Annotated in this window: 22 protein-coding genes; 20 read left to right on the top strand and 2 right to left on the bottom strand. The window is 36.1% G+C overall.

Annotation, left to right across the window (positions count from 1 at the left end; genetic code table 11):
- Positions 1-38 precede the first annotated feature (38 nt).
- On the top strand, positions 39-1,310 hold the full coding sequence (locus tag ACF3OH_RS10800; protein WP_392454647.1) for a LysM peptidoglycan-binding domain-containing protein: 1,272 nt from the start codon (positions 39-41) through the stop codon (positions 1,308-1,310).
- 50 nt (positions 1,311-1,360) lie between these two features.
- Here ACF3OH_RS10800 and ACF3OH_RS10795 read toward each other — a convergent pair whose 3' ends face one another.
- Complete coding sequence (locus tag ACF3OH_RS10795) at positions 1,361-2,320, bottom strand: LCP family protein (RefSeq protein WP_392454645.1); 960 nt, start codon at positions 2,318-2,320, stop codon at positions 1,361-1,363.
- A gap of 15 nt (positions 2,321-2,335) precedes the next feature.
- Positions 2,336-3,157, bottom strand: coding sequence for a hypothetical protein (locus tag ACF3OH_RS10790; RefSeq protein ID WP_392454644.1), 822 nt, complete (start codon positions 3,155-3,157; stop codon positions 2,336-2,338).
- Between the two features lie 145 nt (positions 3,158-3,302).
- On the opposite strand from ACF3OH_RS10790, the gene ACF3OH_RS10785 reads away from it, so the two are divergent.
- The 19 genes from ACF3OH_RS10785 to ACF3OH_RS10695 all read left to right on the top strand — a co-directional run bounded on the left by ACF3OH_RS10785 (position 3,303) and on the right by ACF3OH_RS10695 (position 23,248).
- Complete coding sequence (locus ACF3OH_RS10785; protein ID WP_392454642.1) at positions 3,303-4,031, top strand: YveK family protein; 729 nt, start codon at positions 3,303-3,305, stop codon at positions 4,029-4,031.
- Between the two features lie 3 nt (positions 4,032-4,034).
- Complete coding sequence (locus ACF3OH_RS10780; RefSeq protein WP_204589721.1) at positions 4,035-4,742, top strand: CpsD/CapB family tyrosine-protein kinase; 708 nt, start codon at positions 4,035-4,037, stop codon at positions 4,740-4,742.
- 14 nt (positions 4,743-4,756) lie between these two features.
- The gene (locus tag ACF3OH_RS10775) at positions 4,757-5,524 is read left to right on the top strand and encodes a tyrosine-protein phosphatase (protein WP_392454640.1); all 768 of its coding nucleotides are present in this window, start codon (positions 4,757-4,759) and stop codon (positions 5,522-5,524) included.
- Between the two features lie 343 nt (positions 5,525-5,867).
- Complete coding sequence (locus tag ACF3OH_RS10770) at positions 5,868-7,715, top strand: polysaccharide biosynthesis protein (protein ID WP_392454638.1); 1,848 nt, start codon at positions 5,868-5,870, stop codon at positions 7,713-7,715.
- A 205-nt stretch (positions 7,716-7,920) separates the two neighbouring features.
- A complete protein-coding gene (locus ACF3OH_RS10765; protein ID WP_392454637.1) occupies positions 7,921-9,156 on the top strand; it encodes a DegT/DnrJ/EryC1/StrS family aminotransferase in 1,236 nt (411 codons plus the stop codon).
- A complete protein-coding gene (locus tag ACF3OH_RS10760) occupies positions 9,149-9,760 on the top strand; it encodes a sugar transferase (protein ID WP_392456764.1) in 612 nt (203 codons plus the stop codon). The genes ACF3OH_RS10765 and ACF3OH_RS10760 overlap by 8 nt, the downstream gene beginning before the upstream one ends.
- An 8-nt stretch (positions 9,761-9,768) precedes the next feature.
- The gene (locus ACF3OH_RS10755) at positions 9,769-10,482 is read left to right on the top strand and encodes a GNAT family N-acetyltransferase (RefSeq protein ID WP_392454635.1); all 714 of its coding nucleotides are present in this window, start codon (positions 9,769-9,771) and stop codon (positions 10,480-10,482) included.
- Positions 10,483-10,501: 19 nt separating this feature from the next.
- Positions 10,502-11,701 carry a glycosyltransferase family 4 protein gene (locus ACF3OH_RS10750; RefSeq protein WP_392454633.1) on the top strand — a complete coding sequence of 400 codons (1,200 nt, stop codon included), beginning with the start codon at positions 10,502-10,504 and terminating at the stop codon, positions 11,699-11,701.
- Between the two features lie 4 nt (positions 11,702-11,705).
- Positions 11,706-12,731 carry a polysaccharide biosynthesis protein gene (locus ACF3OH_RS10745; RefSeq protein ID WP_392454631.1) on the top strand — a complete coding sequence of 342 codons (1,026 nt, stop codon included), beginning with the start codon at positions 11,706-11,708 and terminating at the stop codon, positions 12,729-12,731.
- Positions 12,713-13,828, top strand: a complete 1,116-nt coding sequence (locus ACF3OH_RS10740) for an NAD-dependent epimerase/dehydratase family protein (protein WP_392454630.1) — start codon at positions 12,713-12,715, stop codon at positions 13,826-13,828. The genes ACF3OH_RS10745 and ACF3OH_RS10740 overlap by 19 nt, the downstream gene beginning before the upstream one ends.
- 1 nt (position 13,829) lies before the next feature.
- Positions 13,830-14,951, top strand: coding sequence for a non-hydrolyzing UDP-N-acetylglucosamine 2-epimerase (wecB, locus tag ACF3OH_RS10735; RefSeq protein WP_392454628.1), 1,122 nt, complete (start codon positions 13,830-13,832; stop codon positions 14,949-14,951).
- Positions 14,948-15,574, top strand: coding sequence for a CatB-related O-acetyltransferase (locus ACF3OH_RS10730; protein WP_392454626.1), 627 nt, complete (start codon positions 14,948-14,950; stop codon positions 15,572-15,574). Before wecB (ACF3OH_RS10735) ends, ACF3OH_RS10730 begins: the two co-directional genes overlap by 4 nt.
- Positions 15,549-16,679: a glycosyltransferase gene (locus tag ACF3OH_RS10725; RefSeq protein WP_392454624.1), complete on the top strand. Its 1,131-nt coding sequence runs from the start codon at positions 15,549-15,551 to the stop codon at positions 16,677-16,679. The genes ACF3OH_RS10730 and ACF3OH_RS10725 overlap by 26 nt, the downstream gene beginning before the upstream one ends.
- Before the next feature lie 35 nt (positions 16,680-16,714).
- Positions 16,715-17,980 carry an O-antigen polymerase gene (locus ACF3OH_RS10720; RefSeq protein WP_392454622.1) on the top strand — a complete coding sequence of 422 codons (1,266 nt, stop codon included), beginning with the start codon at positions 16,715-16,717 and terminating at the stop codon, positions 17,978-17,980.
- Between the two features lie 90 nt (positions 17,981-18,070).
- Entirely contained in the window at positions 18,071-19,168 is a 1,098-nt protein-coding gene (gene wecB, locus ACF3OH_RS10715) for a non-hydrolyzing UDP-N-acetylglucosamine 2-epimerase (protein ID WP_392454620.1), read from the top strand.
- Between the two features lies 1 nt (position 19,169).
- Complete coding sequence (locus tag ACF3OH_RS10710; RefSeq protein ID WP_392454618.1) at positions 19,170-20,495, top strand: nucleotide sugar dehydrogenase; 1,326 nt, start codon at positions 19,170-19,172, stop codon at positions 20,493-20,495.
- 15 nt (positions 20,496-20,510) lie between these two features.
- Positions 20,511-21,077 carry an N-acetyltransferase gene (locus ACF3OH_RS10705; RefSeq protein ID WP_392454616.1) on the top strand — a complete coding sequence of 189 codons (567 nt, stop codon included), beginning with the start codon at positions 20,511-20,513 and terminating at the stop codon, positions 21,075-21,077.
- 18 nt (positions 21,078-21,095) lie between these two features.
- Entirely contained in the window at positions 21,096-22,238 is a 1,143-nt protein-coding gene (locus tag ACF3OH_RS10700) for a DegT/DnrJ/EryC1/StrS family aminotransferase (protein ID WP_392454614.1), read from the top strand.
- The gene (locus ACF3OH_RS10695) at positions 22,238-23,248 is read left to right on the top strand and encodes a Gfo/Idh/MocA family protein (RefSeq protein ID WP_392454613.1); all 1,011 of its coding nucleotides are present in this window, start codon (positions 22,238-22,240) and stop codon (positions 23,246-23,248) included. Before ACF3OH_RS10700 ends, ACF3OH_RS10695 begins: the two co-directional genes overlap by 1 nt.
- Positions 23,249-23,251: the final 3 nt, after the last annotated feature.

The following is a 23,251-nucleotide window of genomic DNA, read 5'->3' as shown; positions in this document are numbered from 1 at the left end:
TATAATAAGAAGTATTATGATGGAAAGCAGGTGTTTTTTTGAGGAAATTGGCATATGGTGTTTTGACGGCTGCCTCCTTAACTGTTCTCATGAACGCTCAAGAAGCTGAAGCGAGTACATACCAAGTGAAATCAGGCGATTCCTTATGGAAAGTCGCACAAACACACTCCTTGAGTGTTGCAAAGTTAAAGGAACTAAACCAGTTACAATCAGATCTTATTTTTCCGAATCAAGTGTTACGAGTTGAGGGGACTCCTCAGACGGTGCCGGTGTCTAATCCTGTTGTTCAAGCTCCACCAACTCAGCCTGTATCGGGAAGCACTTATCGTGTCGTGAGTGGTGATTCATTGTCGAAGATTGCTGCACAGTTTAAAACAACCGTTTCAGCTCTCCAAAGTGCGAATGGATTGAGTGGAACTCTCATTTTTGTTAATCAAACATTAGCGATTCCTGGCGGTGCAAGCGCACCTATAGTGCCTACAACTCCAGTAGTAACCCAGCCGCCTGCATCTACTAATCAAGGGCAATCCAACTACACAGTTGTTTCGGGTGATTCATTATCTCGTATCGGGCTTCAATTTAAAGTGTCTGTTCAACAACTGAAAGACTGGAACGGCCTATCTAGTGATCGTATTTTTGTTGGACAAAAGTTGTCAATCAATACTAGTGCAAGTCCAGCACCGACAACACCACCAGCACCGACAACACCGGTGACACCACCAAGTGCGCCAACTACGAGCGAATATACAGTTGTCTCAGGAGATTCACTATCTAAAATTGCGGTTCAGTTCAAGACAACGATTGCAAATTTAAAAGCATTGAATAACTTGTCTTCTGACTTTTTGAGCGTCGGCCAAAAGTTAAAAGTACAAGGAACAGCAATTGTTACAACGCCAGTTGCAAACCCAACAGCTCCAAAACCACCAGTCGTGACTGGAACACAAGCGCAAAAGATTGTGCAAATCGCTCAATCGTTTATAGGAGTTCCTTATGTGTGGGGTGGATCGACACCGGCAGGATTTGACTGTTCTGGATTCATTCATTATGTGTATAAGCAAGCAGGCATTTCAGTGCCACGTACAAACTCAAAAGGAATGGATGCACGCTCGTATTATCTTGATCAACCACAAGTCGGAGATCTCGTCTTCTTTGCCAATACATACACGTCCGGCATCTCACACCTCGGGATTTACATTGGCAACAACCAGTTTATCCATGCAGGCAGTAAAGGGATTACCGTTACAAGCTTGAACGATAGCTATTGGAAAAAACATTTTGATTCCTACAAGCGCTTCTATAGCGCTGATTAGAAAAGGTGCATCTCTCGTCAGTCGAGTGGATGCACCTTTTCTTCGATTCTTTATCCTTCTAACTCCAAATGTGTTTTCAGCTCATTCTTCACAGCAGCAAGTTCTTCTTCATTCATAATGTAGTACCAAATGCCATTGATTGTATCACCAGTACCCTTTTCAAAGTACAACTGATCAATTTGTCCAGCAGCTGAACGATAATTCGATTGGACGTCTACCATTTCGTTGTACGCCATGTTAGTTCGAACATTGTCACCAACTGAATCTAAAATTGCATTCAGTTTCAATACGGAGTTAACAGACATTCCTTCACGGATGACACCTTGAATGACTTGTTTTTGACGGTCTTGACGACCGAAGTCCCCATTTGGATCTTGTTTACGCATACGCACGTAAGCTAAGGCTTCTTCACCAGTTAATGAAATTTTGCCTTCAGGATATGTAAACCCAGCTTCAGTGAAATTTAATGTATTATTCACAGTAATTCCACCAACCGCATCGACGATATCTTTAAAGCTTTCCATATTTACTTGTACGACGTAGTCAATCGGAATATCAAGCAGATTCTCTGTCGTATCCATCGCCATTTTCACGCCACCGAACGCATACGAGTGATTGATTTTGTCTTGAATTCCTCGTCCTACAATCTCTGTATACGTATCACGTGGGATGCTTACCATCTTTGAAGAGTTTGTATTCGGGTTGACCGTCATAACAATCATTGTATCCGAACGTCCGGCATCTCCTTCACGCTCGTCGACTCCCAATACTAAGACTGAGAAGGGTTGTCCCTTTTCAACTTCGACGTGTTTTCCTTCTTCACGTTTTTCAGAAACAGGCCGGTCTACAATCGGTTCATGAATTTCTTTTGCTGTATCGGTCACTTGTTTGAATATATAGAATGCGAATACGCCTCCGATGAGGAGACAGACTCCAATGATTCCAAGAACCCATTTTAAGACGTTTGACTTTTTCTTTTTACGCTTTTTTACGCGCACTCGTGCTGACATACTGAAACCTGCTTTCTAATTAGTGATTCCTGTGAAATAAGTGTTAACGGCTTGTGCCCATGCTGCAGCGCCTTGTGAGTTCGGACGGCTGTTTTCATCTAAAAATTCTTTAATTGCTTCATCTTTCGGATCTGGCCAGTTTTGCCAATGGTCAATGATTGGGTAGCCTTGTTCATTTAAAAAAGTTAAGAGTGCGTCAACTTGAACAGGGTAGTAAGAAGCATTGTAAATCGGATTCGATGGAGTGAATACGATAGCCACGTCTTCTACTTGGTTCTTGAACTCCTCAACAATGGTAGTAATGTGCGCATGTTCTGTGTCAATGTCTACTTCACCATTGTTCTTTAAAGTAAATGGTTCGAACAAGACTACGTCAAATCCACCAGAATAGTCGATTAAATCTTTCTCAGTAATTGTGATGGAGTTTTCATTAAACGTTTGCTTCGTAATTTCTACTGTATCTCCATATGTAGTAGTCATTTGATCTATGAATAAATCACTCATACTAGGGGAACCCATATCTACTAAGTCAGACGCAAGGACAAGTAATTGAATGGTATCACCTGCAGATTGTCTAGCTTCAAATACTGCTCGTACTGAATCGTCCATATTGACTAAAGCACTCGTAAATGATTCATCCAGTACAGTAGAGTTCTCAGAGCCCTCATTTGATTCCTCTACTTCTTCGGCTTGCTCGGTCTCTTCTGAGCTTGCCTCTACACGCTCGACAGGACGTGCGACAGAGTCGATCTGTTCTTTCCATGCGAGATAACTAAATACTACAAGTAATCCACAAACTAACGAAAAAATTAGTATAAATAGTCCTTTATTCCTCATAGTGACTCCTTTCCTATACAATTAAAATAGGGATAAATCTACATTGATTATGACATATTTTTTCAAAATTGCATATGAGTATCGAAATAAATATGCTATAATTGCCAACGTGTATATTCGTATTTAAAAAGGAGAACCGTATTCTATGGAAGAAACAATTAGTTTGCAAGACCTATTTGCAACACTCAAAAAACATATTTGGTTAATCATAGGTTGTATGGTAGCAGCCGTTACAGTAGCTGCAGTTATTAGCTTTTTAGTCCTCACACCTATGTACCAAGCGTCTACTCAAATTCTTGTCAATCAAGAAAAAACAGAAGCAACTGCTATCACAGCGCAGGACATACAAACAAACGTACAGATTATTAATACATATAATGTCATTATGAAAAGTGCTGCGATTTTAGGGCTTGTGAAAGAAGAACTGAATCTACCTGAATCGACTGGACAATTGAGTGGAAAACTCACGATATCGAGTGAACAAAATTCACAGGTCATCACGTTGACCGTCAAAGATGAAGATCCATTCCGTGCAGAAGACATTGCCAACACAACTGCACAAGTATTCCAAACACAAATCGTTGATCTGATGAACGTGGACAACGTCAATATCCTGGCTCCAGCAAACGTAGGAGACAATCCATCTCCAGTTGAACCAAGCCCGACACTCAATATGGCAATTGCCGCTGTTGTGGGATTGATGCTCGGAGTTGGTATAGCGTTCTTACTTGAGTATTTAGATACTACGGTGAAGTCAACACAAGACGTCGAAGATTTGACAGGCTACCCAGTAATCGGAATGATCGCTACGATTTCTGATAAAGACTTGCAATCATCCCGACTTCAATTAACCAATCGAAGAAGGAAGGTGTAACGCATGGCTAAGAAAAAACCAAAACAAGCACTTCAATCAGTGGCACGGAAGCTTGTTACAAATGCAAATCCTTCTTCCGTCATTTCTGAACAGTTCCGTACATTACGAACAAATATCTCATTTTCTAGTTCGGATACAGAGATTCGCTCTCTAGTCTTCACATCTGGTTCACCAGGAGAAGGGAAATCCACAGTAGCTGCCAATACGGCCGTTGTATTCGCGCAAGAAGGGAAGCGCGTGTTACTCGTAGACGCAGATATGCGTAAGCCTACTGTGCATTACACATTCCATATGACCAACACGACCGGATTAAGTAACTTATTGACTCGTCAAGCTGCCTTAGAAGACGTTGTGAAAGTGTCTGATCAAGATAATTTAAATATCATTACTTGCGGACCGATTCCACCAAACCCTTCAGAGTTATTAGGCTCTCGCACGATGGATGCTGTACTGATGGAAATGCTTCGAGCGTTCGACGTAGTTATTTTTGATGCCCCTCCAGTGCTAGCTGTTACCGATGCACAAATCATGGCAAACAAAGCAGATGGAACGATTCTCGTCTTGAATACAGCGAAGACTGAAAAAGACGCAGTTGAAAAATCAAAAGAATTACTTGAGAAATCAAATGCGAATGTTTTAGGCGTTGTCATGAACAACTATACCTATGAAAATGATGTCTACTATTACCAATACTACGGTAATGAGGAGTAAGGAGGAAAAGAACTATGGTTGATATACATAGCCATATACTTGCGGGTGTCGATGACGGCCCAGAATCTATCGATGAAGCAGTGAGAATGTTGCGAAAAGCAGTAGATGAAGGAATCACAGACTTGATTGCAACTTCGCATGCTTATAACCCTCATTATCACGTTGGGAAAGCAGCTGTAGAGAAAAAGATGCTAGAATTACAACAAGTAATTGACGAGCATTCTATACCCATCACGATTCATGGTGGACAGGAACTGCGTATTCAGGACAAAACAGTAGATGTACTCAATAATGAAGAAGCTTTGACTCTTGCTGGTTCGCGCTATGCATTAATTGAACTCCCGAGTTCATCAGTGCCAAGTTTTACTGTTCCCCTGATTCAACAACTCATGACACAAAATATCGTGCCGATCATTGCGCATCCTGAACGTAATAAAGCTATCGCAGAGAAACCATCACGACTAGAGCGATTGATCTCACATGGTGCTTTAGCACAAGTGACATCAGGCAGTGTGGCGGGTCACTTTGGAAAAGGTGCGCAAAAAGCTGCGATGACATTGATTCGAAGTAATTTGATTCACTTCTATGGATCGGATGTGCACAATCTAACGACTCGTCCATTCTTATTTAACGAAGGATTAGATTATATGGATAAAGCGCATCTAACGGATTATGTAGATTTATTTTTAGAAAACAATGCCCGAATTTTAGAAAAGAAAGACGCGATTATTTTAGAGCCACATCTTGTGGATGAAAAAAAATGGTGGAATGTTTTTGCGTAAAGTCTGACGAAACCTGTCAGGCTCTTTTTTTCGACAATTTTACCGTTTTGGTAAAATCATTGAATTTAAAATGAACCCTTTTTCATAATAAATGATTAAATATACCTTTAAGTTTAATAGATTTAAATCATGTGGAATTATTTATAGTAGTAATATCTGATTTATACGGATTTTCCTATGTCGAATCACGTCGTCAAATAAATAATCGTCTAACTTTTGGTCTATACTTGCCATAGACCTAAGACCAAATGCCTTTTATGTTACAAGATGATTACAAAAAATCACTCGAAAAATGGCGGAAAAATGGTATACTAAATACTGATATTGGAAGGAGCGTGCGAACTTGTCGTTACGTAAACGTATGTCGACATTAATCGTCGTCGATTCAGTTATAGTTCTATTTTCTATTTATATTGGTTATTTTTTCTTATACCCAATCGACAACCCATTTGCATCGAGTTATTTGTTTGTTAGTTCGCTCTCGATCTTTATGGCACACCATGCATTTGCCTTCTACTACGGATTGTATAAAAAGGTTTGGGAATATGCTTCGATTCGAGAACTTGTGTCGATTGCACTAGCTGTGTCGTTTTCGATTCTCGTGGTAGCAGCAGCTCAACTGGTCTTTACAGGAAATGTGATGATTCGTGCACTGTTGATCACCTGGATGTTACATATTTTGTTGATTGGTGGCTCACGGCTCTCATGGCGCGTCATTAGAGATACATTCATTCAGTCGAGCAAACGTTTGAACAAAAAGCGCACACTCATTGTGGGTGCAGGGTCAGCCGGGATGATGGTGGCAAGACAATTACTCAAGAATCACGATACCCCACTGTATCCAGTGGCGTTTGTCGATGATGATAAGAATAAAGCAGGTCTTGAGATTTTAGGTCTGAGTGTTTTGTATGACACAAAACAAATTAAAGAACATGTAGCAAATAATGAAATTGAGCAGATTATTATTGCAGTGCCTTCTGCAGATAAATCGACGCTGACGGTCTTGAAACAACTTTCGGTAGATACAGGTGTCAAAGTACAAGCAATGCCTTTGATTGAAGACCTATTGACTGGGAAAGTATCCGTAAGTGACATCAAAGACGTAAAGATCGAAGATTTACTTGGTCGGGAAGAAGTCCAACTCGATCTCAATGCGATTTCTGAGAAGCTGACAGACAAGACGATTCTTGTCACCGGCGCAGGTGGCTCGATCGGGTCTGAGATCTGTCGCCAAGTGATGCGTTTCAATCCGAAGCAGTTGTTGCTTTTAGGTCACGGTGAGAATTCGATTTACTTAATAGACATGGAATTACGCGAAAAAGTTCCCCAAGGGACTGAAATCATTCCGGTCATTGCAGATGTACAAGACCGGGAGCGTATCTTTGCGATTATGGAAGAGTACAAGCCCGATGTGATCTATCATGCTGCTGCACACAAACATGTACCACTCATGGAAGCGAATCCGTTAGAAGCGGTAAAGAACAACATTTACGGTACGAAGAACGTAGCAGAAGCTGCGGATACATTTGGTATCGGGTATTTTGTTCTTGTCTCGACAGATAAAGCGGTAAACCCGCCGAACGTGATGGGCGCAACCAAACGTTTTGCAGAGATGATTGTACAGAATTTGGCGAAGACGAGTAAGACGAAGTTCGCAGCTGTGCGATTTGGAAATGTACTAGGGTCACGGGGTTCCGTTGTACCCCTGTTTAAAAAGCAGATTGCTGCTGGTGGGCCAATCACTGTAACAGATCCCCAGATGACCCGTTACTTCATGACGATTCCGGAAGCATCACGACTAGTCATCCAAGCAGGAACTCTTGCAAAGGGCGGAGAAGTATTCGTCCTGGATATGGGGGAGCCGGTGAAGATTGTGGATCTTGCGAAAAATGTTATTCAGTTGTCGGGTTGTAGTGTCGAAGAAATCGGTATCAAGTTTGCGGGGATTCGTCCTGGGGAGAAGATGTACGAAGAGTTACTTGATCCAGCAGAAATCCAAGAAGGGTTTGTCTTCCCGAAAATTCATATTGGACGCGCGACGCCGATTGTGGCGAGTGAGTTGAATTATGTGTTGGAGAAGTTGCCGACGATGGATGAGGGGCAGGTTAAGGCTGTGCTGGTTGGGCTAGCTAACAGAAAAAATGTTGGGAGTTTGATGGAGAGGAAGAAGAAAGAGGTTCTTACTACTTAGTTTTCTTTTGACTCTTAGAAGTTGGGAAATACAGAATTTACGAAAACTATACGGTAGCGGCTGAGATAGTCGTGTACACTAGGTGTATATAATAGAAGATACTACTGCAAAATGCACCCGGTGGAATGCCGGTGTGCGTTTTGTTATGAAGGGCAGAGTAAGATTATCTTTTGAAACTATACTTTATTAAAGTGAGGAAGCTTACATGGAATCTCAACTGAAAAGAAATATTCCTTTTTCTCCACCAGATATTACGGATGAAGAAATTGTAGAAATTGTAGATACATTAAAATCAGGTTGGATTACTACAGGTCCTAAAACAAAAGAATTTGAAAGAAGAATTGCTCATTATGTGGGAGTAAATAAAGCAGTTTGTTTGAATTCTGCAACTGCAGCAATGGAAATGACATTGAGAATTCTCGGTGTTGGTCCAGGCGATGAAGTAATTACTTCTGCTTATACATATACAGCATCAGCTTCAGTTATTCATCATGTAGGAGCAAAAATTGTATTGGTTGATACACAGAAAGATTCCTTTGAAATGGATTATTCTCAACTAGCTTCTAAAATCACAGAAAATACTAAAGCAATAATTGCAGTAGATTTGGCAGGTAAGATTTGTAATTATGATGCAATTTATGAAGCAGTTGAATTAAAGAAGAATTTGTTTAAATCAGATAGTGAACTTCAAGAGACATATGGTCGAGTAGTAGTAATGTCGGATGCTGCTCATGCTTTCGGTGCCACTCAACATGACAAACAATGTGGTCAAATTGCAGATTTCACTTGTTATTCTTTCCATGCAGTTAAGAACCTCACAACTGCTGAAGGCGGAGCGGTGGTTTGGAAGAATGATAATCAACTCGATGATGAGTGGTTATATAAACAGTACATGCTTTATAGCTTACATGGACAGTCTAAAGATGCTCTTGCGAAAACACAAGTCGGTGCCTGGGAGTACGATATTTTATTACCTGCCTATAAATGCAATATGACAGATATCATGGCGAGTATTGGATTGGTTCAGTTAAAGAGATACGATCAAATCCTTGAAAGAAGAAAACAACTCATTGAAATGTATGATGAAGCATTTTTGAAAATTGGACTCGAACCTTTAAATCATTATGGCGAAGGGTTCAACTCCTCTGGTCACTTATATCTCTTGAGAATACCAGGTTATAGTGAGCAACAAAGAAACGAATTGATTATTAAAATGGCTGAAGCTGGTATCTCAACAAATGTTCATTATAAGCCACTGCCTATGATGACAGCTTATCAAAACCAAGGTTTTAAAATTGAAGATTATCCAAATGCGTATAGTATGTATGTGAATGAGATTACTTTACCCTTGCACACTCTGTTAAAGGATGAAGAAGTAGCTTATGTTGTGAGTGTATTATCAGAGCAAGTAGTAGAAAGAGTTGAAGAATCAAATGTATAAAAGGTATTTTAAAAGATTGCTCGATTTAGTATTAGCTTTACTTGTTCTACCATTTTGGTTATTGATGTTAGCTGTGATCGCACCAATTATTTATATTCAAGATAAGGGAACTCCATTTTATAACGCACCTCGTTTAGGAAAAGATGGGAAAGTATTTAAAATGTATAAATTTCGTTCTATGAAGCTAAATGCACCTGACTTAAGAAATGAAGATGGATCAACATACAACTCAGAGGATGATCCACGGCTAACTAGAATTGGGAAGTTTATTCGTAAAACTAGTTTGGATGAGACGCCTCAATTGTTGAACATTATTAAAGGTGATATGAGTATTTTAGGGCCGCGCCCAGATCTTCCGGAACATATGAATTTATATGAAGGTAATGAAGTGAGGAAGTTAGAGGTTAGACCAGGAGTAAGTGGTTATAATCAAGCGTACTTTCGGAACACTGTGCCATGGAAAGACAGAATTAAAAATGATATTTATTATATCGACAATTTAACATTTTTAATGGATATTAAAGTTTTTTTCAAGACAGCTATTTCTGTTCTTGTTCAGAAAGATGTATTTGTTGAAAAGACTAGCAACAGCAAAGAGAGTTGATTTATTAAATGAAATCAGAAAAATATACATACACACCATTGGAGTGGGATACAACCCACTTTGGCGTTATGTGTTCAAAATTAGTCTTGCATGCAGAAATTTCAGTGGAAAAATTAACTGATTTAATTGGCCAGAATATGAATGTACAGTTTATTACGATTGTAAATGAACAGTCTAATCCAATTAATTCAAGAGTTATAGGTGAGTTTACAAATGCATTCTTAGCAGATATCAACATTCAATTTCAGAAGAATATCTTAGAACAGCAGATTAGTGAAGGAATCAATATAACTAGTTCTTACCCTTACAATCAGAAGATTGTAGATTTAGCATCTTTTCAAGTGTCACGTTTCATTGAAGATCAGAAATTAAATGAACTAGGTGGGAAAGATGTATACAGAGAGTGGCTAAAGAATTCATTTAACAGAGATGATAAATTTTATGCCACTTCAGTTGATAGTAATGGTGAGATAAATGGATTCGTATTATTTTCTTTCGCTAGCGAGAAGTGCATCATAGAATTAATCGCAGTAGATGTTAACTCGGCTATTAAAGGTATTGGCTCTAAGTTGTTTAAAACTGTGGAAGCATATGCGAATGATAGAGATATTAAAGTTTTACAAGTAGGAACACAAATTAGAAATCTAACAGCTATTAATTTTTACCATAAGATGGGCTGTAAGCAGGTTGGGTGCCATCAGGTATATCATTTGTGGAATTAATGAAAGAAGGTTTGATTGAATGAAGATTTTATACATAGCAACATCATTCCCGGAACCTTCCAAAGGGGCGACTATCTACACTGATTTAGCAGAGGCCTTACATGAGGCAGGACATGAAATCACGGTGGCCGTGTCTGAACAGAGTAAAAACAAAATAAATACTGAGTTGGGAATGGAGAGAGGTTTTTCTGTATTAAGAATTGTGACAGGTAATTATTACGATGTAAATTTCTTAGAAAAAGGAATTACCTCTTTAAAAATTCCAATTCTTATGAAAAAATATATTCGTAAATATTTAAAGGATGAAAAATTTGATTTTATACTTTTTGAATCTCCACCGACAACAAATGTTGACTTAATTGATTGGGCAAAAAAGGAGTTTAAATGTCCAGCCTATTTAATGCTAAAGGATATTTTCCCTCAAAATGCTGTAGACTTAGGAATATTTACGAAGCGTAATCCCATTTACCATTACTTTTTATTTAAAGAAAAGAAGTTATATGATGTGGCTGATAAAATTGGTGTTATGTCTGAAGCTAATAAAAAATATTTGTTAGAAAATAATTCTATTAATGAAAATAAACTAGAACTCTTCCCTAATACAAAAAAACTTGTCGAAACAATTCCTAGTCATAACTATGAGATGAGAAATAAGTTGAATATACCTAATAATGCGACCCTCTTTCTCTTTGGTGGAAACATGGGTAAGCCTCAAAACATTAATTTGCTATCGCGAGCAATTGTACAATTTCAAAATGATCCAGAAGTTTATTTCTTATTTGTTGGAAGAGGAACAGAGAGAAAAAACTTAGAAGAAATTATAAACAAGTTTAATATTTCAAATGCGCTTGTATTGGATAATTTACCTAGAAGTGAATATGAAAAAATTACAGTTGAATCAGATGTAGGATTAATTATGCTAGACCCTAACTTTACAATTCCAAACTATCCTTCAAGAATATTATCCTATATGGAATATGCTAAACCAGTATTAGCAGCTACTGATGAAGTCACAGATATAGGTGATTTAATTGTAGATGGTGGGTTTGGAAAATGGGTAAATGGAAATAATGAAATAGCTTTCTATGAGGCAATTAATGAATTTAAATCGTTAAATTTGAGAAATGAGATGGCTATTCATTCAAGAAGAATAGTTGAAGAACAGTTCAACTTAAATAAGTCTGTAAAAATATTAGAAAATCATTTTAGTAAGGACTGAGACAATGTTTAAAGATAAAATTTTATTAATTACAGGTGGTACAGGTTCATTCGGTAACGCCGTAATGAAACGTTTCTTACATACTGATGTAAAAGAGATCCGCATATTCTCTCGTGACGAGAAAAAACAAGACGATATGCGTAAAAAATATAAAGATGATAAGTTAAAATTTTATCTTGGTGATGTTCGTAACATTGATAGTTTAAAAACAGCAATGTATGGAGTAGATTATGTATTCCATGCAGCAGCTTTAAAACAGGTACCTTCCTGTGAGTTCTTCCCAATGGAAGCTGTTAAAACTAACATAATCGGCACTGACAATGTTGTTACAGCTGCAGTAGAAGAAGGTGTAAAAAAAGTTATTTGTCTTTCTACTGATAAAGCAGCTTATCCAATTAACGCTATGGGTATCTCAAAAGCAATGATGGAGAAAGTCTTCGTAGCTAAGGCTAATAAAGTTGATCCAGAAAGAACGTTAATTTGTGGAACTCGTTATGGGAATGTAATGGCATCACGTGGTTCTGTTATTCCTTTATTTATTGAGCAGATTAAAGCTGGTGAAGATTTAACAGTTACAGATCCAGGAATGACTCGATTTTTAATGAGTTTAGAGGATGCAGTTGAGCTTGTGGTTTTTGCATTCCAGAATGCAGAGGCAGGAGATATCATGGTCCAAAAATCCCCGGCATCTACTATTGGTGATTTAGCGACTGCTTTGAAAGAATTATTTAATGTAGATAACAAATTACGTGTAATCGGAACTCGACATGGTGAAAAGATATTTGAAACATTATTAACACGAGAAGAGCATGTCGTTGCACAAGACATGGGCGACTTTTACCGGGTACCTGCTGATAAGCGTGACCTGAACTACGACAAATATTTTGTAGAAGGTGATCAAAAGCTTTCAACAGAACATGAATATAACTCACACAATACACATCGACTTACTATTCCTGAAATTAAAGAGAAATTATTAGCTTTAGACTACGTCCAAGAGGAGTTACGCAAATGGCAAGGAAAGAGTTAAGGATTGCTATTACAGGAGCTAACGGTTTCATTGGAAAGAATTTAACAAGCGAATTAAAAAATCAAGGTTACATAAATTTAGCTGTTATTACTCGCGATACTAATGAAGAAGAGATGAAGTCGATTTTAAAAGATGTTGAATTTGTTTTTCATTTGGCTGGTATTAATCGTCCGATTTCAGAGAGTGAATTTGAAAAAGGGAACAAAGATTTTACTCGAAAAATTCTAGATACTCTTGACGAGTTAAACAATACCGTTCCTCTTGTAGTTTCTTCATCTACTCAAGCAACTAATGACAATGCTTATGGGCTTAGCAAGAAAGCGGCAGAGCAAGCAGTTGAAAAATACTCAAAAGATAATGACGTTGAATGTGGCATCTACCGTCTACCAAACGTATTTGGTAAATGGAGTAAGCCAAACTACAATAGTGCGATTGCAACATTTTGTCATAACATTGCTCTCGACCTCCCTATTCAAGTCAATGATCCAAATGTTGAACTCACTTTAGTCTATATCGATGATGTAGTAAAGGAATTCATCAAATGCTTAGATGGTATGGACACTCTTTACAGAGAGGTGCCAGTCGTTCATAAAAAGAAGCTTGGTGAAATTGTTGAATTAATTTACTCCTTTAAAGCTTCACGTGAAAACAGAAGCGTTCCAAAATTAGATGATCCATTTGAGAAAAAGTTATATAGTACATATTTAAGCTTTTTACCAGAAGATCAATTTAATTATGAGTTGAAAATGAATGTGGATCAGAGAGGTTCATTTACAGAATTTATTAAAACTGTTGATCGAGGACAAGTATCAATTAATATCTCAAAGCCAGGTATTACAAAAGGAAACCACTGGCACCACACGAAAAATGAAAAGTTTTTAGTTGTAAGTGGGCATGGTGTTATACGATTCCGTAAGCCGGATGAAGAGAAGATAATCGAGTACTTTGTTAGTGGAGAGAAGTTAGAAGTTGTCGATATTCCTGTAGGTTATACGCACAATATCGAAAATTTAGGAGAAACAGATATGGTAACTGTTATGTGGGTGAATGAACCATTTGATCCCGAAAATCCAGACACTTATTTCTTGGAGGTTTAATGTGAAGAAATTAAAAGTAATGACCGTAGTGGGTACTCGACCAGAAATCATTCGTTTATCCGCAGTCATCAACAAATTAGAAGAATCAAATGCTATTGATCATATTTTAGTCCATACTGGTCAAAACTATGACTATGAATTAAATGAAGTCTTCTTTGAAGATTTCAATTTGAAAAAACCAGATTATTTCCTGAATGCAGCTACTGGAACAGCTGTTGAAACAGTTGGTAATATTCTTATCAAAATTGATCCGGTGCTTGAAGAGGTAAAGCCGGATGCTTTCTTAGTTTTGGGAGATACAAATAGTTGTCTATGTGCGATAGCTGCAAAGCGTCGTCAAATTCCGATTTTCCACATGGAAGCGGGAAATCGTTGTTTTGATCAGCGTGTACCAGAAGAGACAAATCGAAAGATTGTCGACCATGTAGCGGATATTAATTTAACATATTCGGATATTGCTAGAGAGTATCTACTGCGTGAAGGGTTATCGGCAGACCGCATCATTAAGACGGGAAGCCCTATGTTTGAAGTTCTAAATAGTCGTAAACAAGAGATTGAAGAATCTGATGTATTGTCTCGTTTAGGCTTAAAAGAGGGAGAATATTTCTTAGTATCTGCCCATAGAGAAGAAAACATTAGTTCAGAAAAGAATTTTTTAAACTTAGTGGATACTTTAAATACGATTGCTGAAAAGTATGGTTATCCTGTCATCATCAGTACGCACCCTAGAACAAAAAAAATGATTGAAGATAAAGGGATTAAGTTCCATAAAAATATCCAAACACTTAAACCTTTAGGATTCATTGATTACAACAAACTACAAATCAAATCAAAAGCGGTTTTAAGTGATAGTGGAACTATTAGTGAAGAATCTTCGATCCTTGGATTTAAAGCACTTAACATCCGTGAGGCTCATGAGCGTCCTGAGGCAATGGAAGAAGCAGCAGTTATGATGGTTGGTCTTGAGAAAGAACGGGTTCTGCAAGGGCTTGAAATTTTAGAGACTCAAGAGGTGGATACTCTTCGATTAGTTGCTGATTATTCTATACCTAATGTAGGAGAAAAAGTATTGAGAATTATCATTTCATACACAGATTACATAAATAGGAATGTTTGGGAATGATAAAATATATAATTTCTAAATTATTAATAAAAATTCAATTACCTTCTATAAAAAATTCAAATATTCATCGTACTTCAAAGGTTATGAGTAAATCTAACGTAGTAAGAGTTCTTATGGACAAATACTCATACATAGGGAATAACTGTACAATAGTCGATACGAAGATTGGTGCATTTTGTTCAATAGCTGATAACTGCATCATAGGTGGGGCTAGTCATCCAATAGATTGGATATCAACGTCTCCAGTTTTTCACAGTGGTAAGAATATATTGAAAACAAATTTTTCTAATCATAAATTTAATGTAAATAATAGAACAATTATCGGGAATGATGTGTGGATAGGAAATAATGTTTTAATAAAAAGTGGGATTAAAATTTCTGACGGTGCAATTATCGGCATGGGCTCAATTTTAACTAAAGATGTTGGACCTTATGAGATTTGGGCAGGGAATCCTGCAAAATTAATTAGAACTCGATTTGACGAAGGAAAAATACAGCATTTGTTAAATGTTAAATGGTGGGAATTCGATGACAAAAAACTTAAAAAGTATTCCTTTGCTTCAAATAAATTAGAAGAATTTATCAAGGAGGTAAAAGATGAAGATAGTGTATCTAACATCTAATCACCCAAAATACGATGGGAGAATATACCATAAAATTATTAAAGCTTTAGCGCCAAGAATTAATCAAATCACTTCAATTAATCCAAATATTGAAGAAACTTCCGAAGGCAATATCTCATTTAAATCTTTTAATAAAGAAAAAGGTTTGATTGGCCGACTAAAAGGATTAATAAATTTATATAGAATCGGTAAAGAAGAAAATGCAGATGTAATTATTGCGCCAGAACCGGACTCCTTATTTGTAGCATTTATTTTACGTAAAATCCATAAAAATACAGTAATTTTTGATTCACACGAATGGTATCATGTTCACTACACTCATGTAACACCTATAAAACCGAAAATTATGGGTAATATTGCAAATTTTATACTTTCAATTATTTTAAAATATCTGATTAAGAGAATAGATGGTGTAATTACTGTAAATGATTCAATGACTAATTATTATAAAAAAATTAATAGAAATTCTATAACTATACCGAGTGTTATGGATTTAAGCACATTAAATACAGGTGAATCGTCCAATTTAACAAATTTAAATATTATTTATTTTGGACAGTTTGGTAACAGTAGACAAGTTGAAATTCTTAAAGAGGCTGTTGAAATTTTAAATGAAAGAAAAAGTAATGCTAAAATTTTTGTGGTTGGTGGTTATAATAATAATCAATCTGAAGATATTTACAAATTAAAAGAATTTATTAACAGTAATGACTATAATACTAACTTTGAATATATAGGATGGGTAAATCGCAAAACAGCGTTTGAGTTATTAAGAAAATCCGATTTAGGTATGATGAGATTCGATAGTGATGTTTATGCTGGACTACCACCTTTACCAAATAAAATTTTTGAATATATGTCTTATGGTATTGGAATCATAGGATCCGAGCATAATGTAGAGGTGAAAAATATTATTAATGAGTTCAAATGCGGAATTACAATAAATAGTGAGGATGGGCTGCACTTGGCTAACTCTATTATAGAACTGGAAAATAATCCTCATAAAGTAATTGAATTAAAAGCTAATGCTATCGCTGCAGTAAAAGACAAATATAATTGGGGATTTTATGGTGAAAAATTAATAAAGTTTATCAAAGCTATTTAATACAATTATAATTGTTAAGGTTGTGAAATAATTTTATGAAGATGAAATTTATATTTCTTACCATTTTATTTAAATCACTTTTAGAAATAGTATATTATTTTTATGTATATAGTAATTACTCATACGCTGGTTTTAACTGGGATCCTAATTATTTTAAGGCTATTATATCATATACATATTTAATTTTATTTATACTTTTAATGCAAAAAGACTTTACTAAACCCTCATCTCAATTGTTCTTATTATTTATTTATATAACATTTATTCCTTTATCAAGTTACTATTGGACCAATGATGCCTCTTCAGTTTATTTTAATATGGTATCAGCATGTTTCATATTAATAATCCTATTATTAAACTTTTTAAAATTGCCACTATTAACTAAAATTAATTTTGTCAAGGTAAGGAGTCTAGATATAGTTAATTTTATATTCATCACTACGTTATTTCTTTTAATAATATTTACTATTATTTTAGGTGGCATTGATTTAAGATCTTTAGATTTTAATTCAGTTTATGAACTAAGATCAGAAAGTGAAATTAATGGATTATTAGGATATTTGTTTAATTGGATACCCAAAGTGTTTATTCCATTGTTATTAGTAACATATTTTTTTGAAAGAAAAAAGTTTAGGTTATCGTTAGCAATATTTATGCAGGTCTATTTTTACTTAATGACAGGTCACAAATCATTTTTATTCTCAGTCGTTTTGATATTAGGTCTAAGTTATATTTTAAAAAGTAAAAATTTCCAATACTATTTAGCGTATTTTTTTTCTGCAATACTAATAATAAGTGTTGTTCTATATGAGATTTCTAAAAATATTTTTTTTATAGCCTTAATGCCAGTCAGACAATTGAATATACCATCTCATTTATCTTTTGAACATTTCGAATTTTTCTCAGTAAATCCTAAATTATATTTTTCTGAAAGTATAATTGGAAATTTATTAAATATAGAGTCGCCATATAATATACATTCCACATTCATTATTGGTGGTGGTAATGTAAATGCTAATACTGGTTTTCTAGCAGATGCTTATGATAATGGCGGTTTAATATTAATGCTGATATATAGTCTAATATTTGCTGTTTTTTTAAAATTAATAGATGCCCTATCTTCAGGTAGTTTTAATTCTAATATATATACAGCTTATGTAGTTTACATGATTGTTATTTTAAATGACACAGGGCTATTAACTACTATGCTCACATCTGGGCTAATTATTTTATTGATATTTTTGTATTTCTTCTCTTCAACTGAGTCTAAGAAGTTTGAATTCAGAAGTAGTGATAGTTAAAAATAAAGTGTTATAAATAAATATTATTATTGCAGTATATTGGTACAGTATTGTTAGAATTCAATTATAACTAATTAGAGGAGATTTATTATGAAATTATTAACAATAGTTGGTGCGCGCCCGCAATTTATTAAGGCCGCCCCTTTCTCGGAAAAATTTAGAAAAGTAAACGAGGAGATTTTAATTCATACAGGTCAACATTATGATAAAAATATGTCTAATATCTTTTTTGAAGAACTCAATATCCCCAAGCCTGACTACCAATTGAGTATAGGTTCAGGCAGTCATGGAACACAAACAGGAGCAATGTTAACTGAAATTGAAAAGGTAATATTAAAAGAAAATCCAGATGGTATTCTAGTATACGGCGATACAAACTCTACACTTGCTGGCGCTCTTGCAGCAAGTAAGTTGCACATACCAGTCTTTCATGTAGAAGCTGGATTGAGAAGTTATAACAAATTAATGCCGGAAGAACAGAACAGAGTTTTAACTGATCATATTTCAACATTACTGTTATGTCCTACAAAAACTGCAGTTGAAAATCTTAAGTCTGAAGGTCTTGTTGAGAACGTCATCAATACAGGAGACATTATGTACGATGTTGTTCTCCGTAATATAGACTTTGCAGAAACAAAATATAATTCGGGAGCATTTATTTCTGAATTAATCAGTGAGAACCTAGTATTCGATTTAGAAGTTGGAGAAAAATTCTATTTATCGACTATACATCGTGCTGAAAATACAGACGCACCAAATAAAATAATTGAAATTCTACAAGCGCTTGAGAGCTTGGATTATAAGGTGATTTTACCGATACATCCAAGAACAAGAAAAATTATTAATGAATTATCAATGGAACTTAAAAATGTGTTACTTATTAACCCCGTTGGTTATTTAATGATGTTGTACTTGACTAAGAATGCAGAAATGGTAATCACTGATTCTGGTGGTCTTCAAAAAGAGGCCTATTTCTTAGAAACACCATGTACAACTTTACGTGATCAAACAGAATGGATTGAAACTTTAGAAAATGGTTGGAATGTTTTAAGTTCCATAAATCAAAATGAAATAATTAAACATGTTAAGAGAGATTTGAATTGTTATAAACATCCTCAACCAAAACATTTTGGGGATGGAAATGCAGCAGAAAATATAGCAAATGCTATTTTAGAATGGAGAGCTTAGATTGAGTGGTAAAGTTTTAACTGAAAACTTGAAATTGAAATTAGAAGCAAAAGATGCGATATTAGGTGTCATTGGTTTGGGGTATGTTGGTTTACCTTTAGCTGTTGAAAAAGCGAAAGCTGGTTACAAGACTATCGGTTTCGATGTTCAAAAAGAAAAAGTTGAGATGGTCAATAATGGAATTAATTATATCGGAGATGTAGTGAATGAAGACCTTACTGCAATTGTTGATTCAGGGTACTTAGTAGCTACTGAGGATTTATCTAGAGTAGCTGAAGCTGATGCAATTTGTATTTGTGTACCAACACCACTTGATGAATATCAACAACCAGATATCAGTTACGTAAAAGCATCTGCAGAAAGTATAGTAAAGTACTTACGACCTGGGATGTTGATTGTTTTAGAGTCAACAACTTACCCAGGAACAACTGAGGAATTGTTAAAGCCAATTTTAGAATCTACCGGATTAAAAGTTGGAGAAGATTTTTTCTTGGCCTTCTCCCCAGAACGAGTAGATCCAGGTAACTTAAAATTTAAAACTAAAAATACGCCTAAAGTTGTTGGCGGAATAACTCCACAATGTACAGAAGTTGCTGCGGCAATGTACGAAAACATTCTAGAAGCTCCAGTACACAAAGTGTCATCTCCTGCAGTAGCAGAGATGGAGAAAATATTAGAGAATACATATCGAAATGTTAATATTGGACTTGTAAACGAGCTTGCAATTCTTAGCCACAAGATGGGTATTAATTTCTGGGAAGTAATTGATGCAGCTAAATCAAAGCCTTATGGCTTCCAAGCGTTTTACCCTGGACCAGGTTTAGGTGGTCACTGTATTCCTCTTGATCCATATTATTTGTCATGGAAAGCGCGTGAATTTGGATTCCACACTTCGATGATTGAAGCGTCCATGATGGTAAATGATCGTATGCCTGAGTATACAGTAGAGCGTGCTAGCAAAATTCTTAACCGTAAGAAGAAAGCTCTAAATGGGGCAAAAGTAATGCTCCTAGGAGTTGCTTATAAACAAGATATCGATGATTTCCGCGAAAGTCCAGCAATTGATGTGATGAGGGAATTAGAAAAACACGGTGCTGAAGTTACTTTCTATGACTCGTATGTCCCAGAGTATAACTACCATGGTCAATATAAGAAGGGTGAAGTTGAGTTAACTCCAGAAGTGCTTTCATCTAAAGACCTGATACTTGTAACAACTTCTCATTCGAATGTGGATTATGACTTCGTTCAAAAACATGCTACTGATATTTTTGATACTAAAAATGCAATGAAAAATGTAGCGGATCGCTCAAATATTGAACTTTTATAAATAGGAGGTTAACAAATGACTTACTTTGTTCATGAAAGTTCATACGTCGACGATAATGTAGTAATTGGTGAGGGTACAAAAGTCTGGCATTTTACTCATGTTCATTCAGGAGCAGTAATTGGAGATAAATGTTCTCTTGGCCAAAACGTTAATGTGGGGAATAACGTTAAAATTGGTAATGGAGTTAAAATCCAAAACAATGTATCCGTATATGAAGGAGTAGAATTAGAAGATTACGTATTCTGTGGTCCTTCTATGGTCTTCACTAATGATTTGACTCCAAGAAGCAAATATCCAAAAGGTCCTTCAGGTTACAGAAAAACTTTAGTTCAATATGGTGCTTCAATTGGTGCCAATGCTACTGTCGTTTGCGGAAATACAATTGGGAAATGGGCAATGGTAGCTTCGGGAGCGGTAGTTACTAAAGATGTTAAAGACTATGCGTTAGTAGCTGGTATTCCTGCAAAGCAAATTGGTTGGGTATGTGAGTGTGGAAATCGATTGCAACAAGATTTTAATTGTGCAGAGTGTAAACGTACTTACTCTCTTGAAGGTGAGAATTTAGCTGAAACTATGAAATAATAAAGGCGGGTACAATATATGGAATTTAGAGACCTCAAAACACAATATCAAGAATTAAAAATCGAGATTGATCAGGCTGTCTCAAATGTTATGCAATCTGCTCACTTCATTGGTGGCCCCCAAGTGAAACAACTTGAGAAAGAATTAGCGGACTTTGTTGGAGTAAAACATTGTATTACATGTGCGAATGGTACTGAAGCACTCTCACTAGTCTTAATGGCATGGGATGTAAAAGAAGGAGATGCAGTTTTTGTTCCTGACTTCACTTTCTTCGCTAGTGGAGAGGTTGTTTCATTTAATGGAGCAACTCCAGTATTTGTTGATGTTGATACTGACACATTCAACATTGATACAATTAAATTAGAACAAGCTGTTGAAAAGGTACTTAAAGAAGGAAAGTTGACACCAAAAGTAGTTGTTCCTGTTGATCTTTTCGGATTACCAGCTGATTACACAGCTATTCAAAAAATTGCAGATAAGTATAATTTGTTAGTCCTAGAAGATAGTGCTCAAGGTTTTGGTGGTGCAATCAATGGACAACGTGCTGGTAGCTTCGGTGATGCTGCAACCACATCATTCTTCCCAGCAAAACCCCTTGGATGTTATGGAGATGGTGGAGCGATTTTCACAAACAATGATCAACTTGCTAGCTTGTTAGAGTCCTTAAAAGTTCACGGTAAAGGTGAAGATAAATACGACAACGTTCGTATTGGAGTGAATTCTCGACTTGATACAATTCAAGCAGCTATTCTGCTAGTAAAACTGAAAGCTTTTGCGAATTATGAGCTTGATGCAGTGAACAAAGTGTATGAGCAATATACTACTGCACTAAAAGGTTTAGTTCCTACGCCAGTAATTCCAGAAGGATTCTATTCAAGCTTCGCTCAATACACGATTAAGTTAGAGTCGAAACAACAACGTGATGACCTTCAAAGCTATTTAAAAGACCAGGGTATCCCGACAATGATTTATTATATTAAGCCGATGCATAAGCAAGGTGCATTTAATGATTTAATATTCAATGAGGAAGATTTTACTGTAACAAACAAATTAAGTGATACAGTCTTGTCCTTACCAATGCATCCCTATTTACGGACTGAAGAAATCAAAGAAGTCACGAATGCAATCAAGCAATTCATGAAAAAAGAGGTTACTGTCTAATGAACTTTGCAATTGTAGGCTGTGGATTCATTGCCAAAAAACATGCTTCTGCTATCGAGAACATAGAAGGTGCAAAACTAGTTGCTGTTTGCGATAAAGTTGATACGGCGATGGAGTTCTATGCAACTACGTATGAAGCAGCAACTTATAATGAACTATCAGAAATGCTATCCCATGAAGATATTGATATTGTATGTATTTGTACACCTAGTGGGTTCCATGCAAATTTAGCTGTTGAAGTAGCAGAAGCAGGTAAACACATTATTGTGGAAAAGCCAATTGCTATGACTCTTGAAGATTCTAAAAAAATGTTGGCTTCTGCTAAAGAATATAGAGTTAAATTAGCTGTAGTCCATCCAAATCGATACCGTCCAGTTGTTCAAGAGTTAAAAAAACTTTTAGACTCAGGTAAATTGGGGACTATTAGCCATGCTAACTGTATTGTTAACTGGAACCGTGGGCAAGAGTATTATGATCAAGCGCCTTGGAGAGGTACAAAACAGTTTGATGGTGGTGTTTTAATGAATCAAGCCATCCATAACTTAGACTTATTACTATGGTTCATGGGAACTCCTGCAGAAGTCTTTAGCATGGAAGCAACTCGCTTGCGCAAAATTGAAGCGGAAGATGTTTCAGTTGGAGTCGTACGATTTGAATCAGGTGCTCTTGCTTCTATTCAAGCTTCCACAACAGTTTATCCACAAAACTTTGAAGAATCCATAACACTATTTGGTGAACATGGTACTGTCAAAATTGGTGGAACTAATGCGCTTTATTTCGAACATCTAGAAGTAGCGGAGATGGAAGAGAAAGAGACTATTGAATTAAAAGAAAAAGTGAAAAATGATCCATGGGGAACTCCTGGTCATCAGTGGATATTAGAAGATATGGTTCATGCAATCCAAGAAAATCGTGAGCCTGCTGTTACTGGTGAAGATGGCGAAATGGCATTGAAGTTGGTTTTAAAGATGTACGAATCAGCAAATAATAATATTCAGTTGAAGTATTAATGC

It is taken from the genome of Chryseomicrobium aureum (assembly GCF_043182735.1).
GTDB lineage: Bacteria > Bacillota > Bacilli > Bacillales_A > Planococcaceae > Chryseomicrobium > Chryseomicrobium aureum.
The sequence above is the reverse complement of the archived record's forward strand: the minus strand, read 5'-3'. Positions and strand labels throughout refer to the sequence as shown.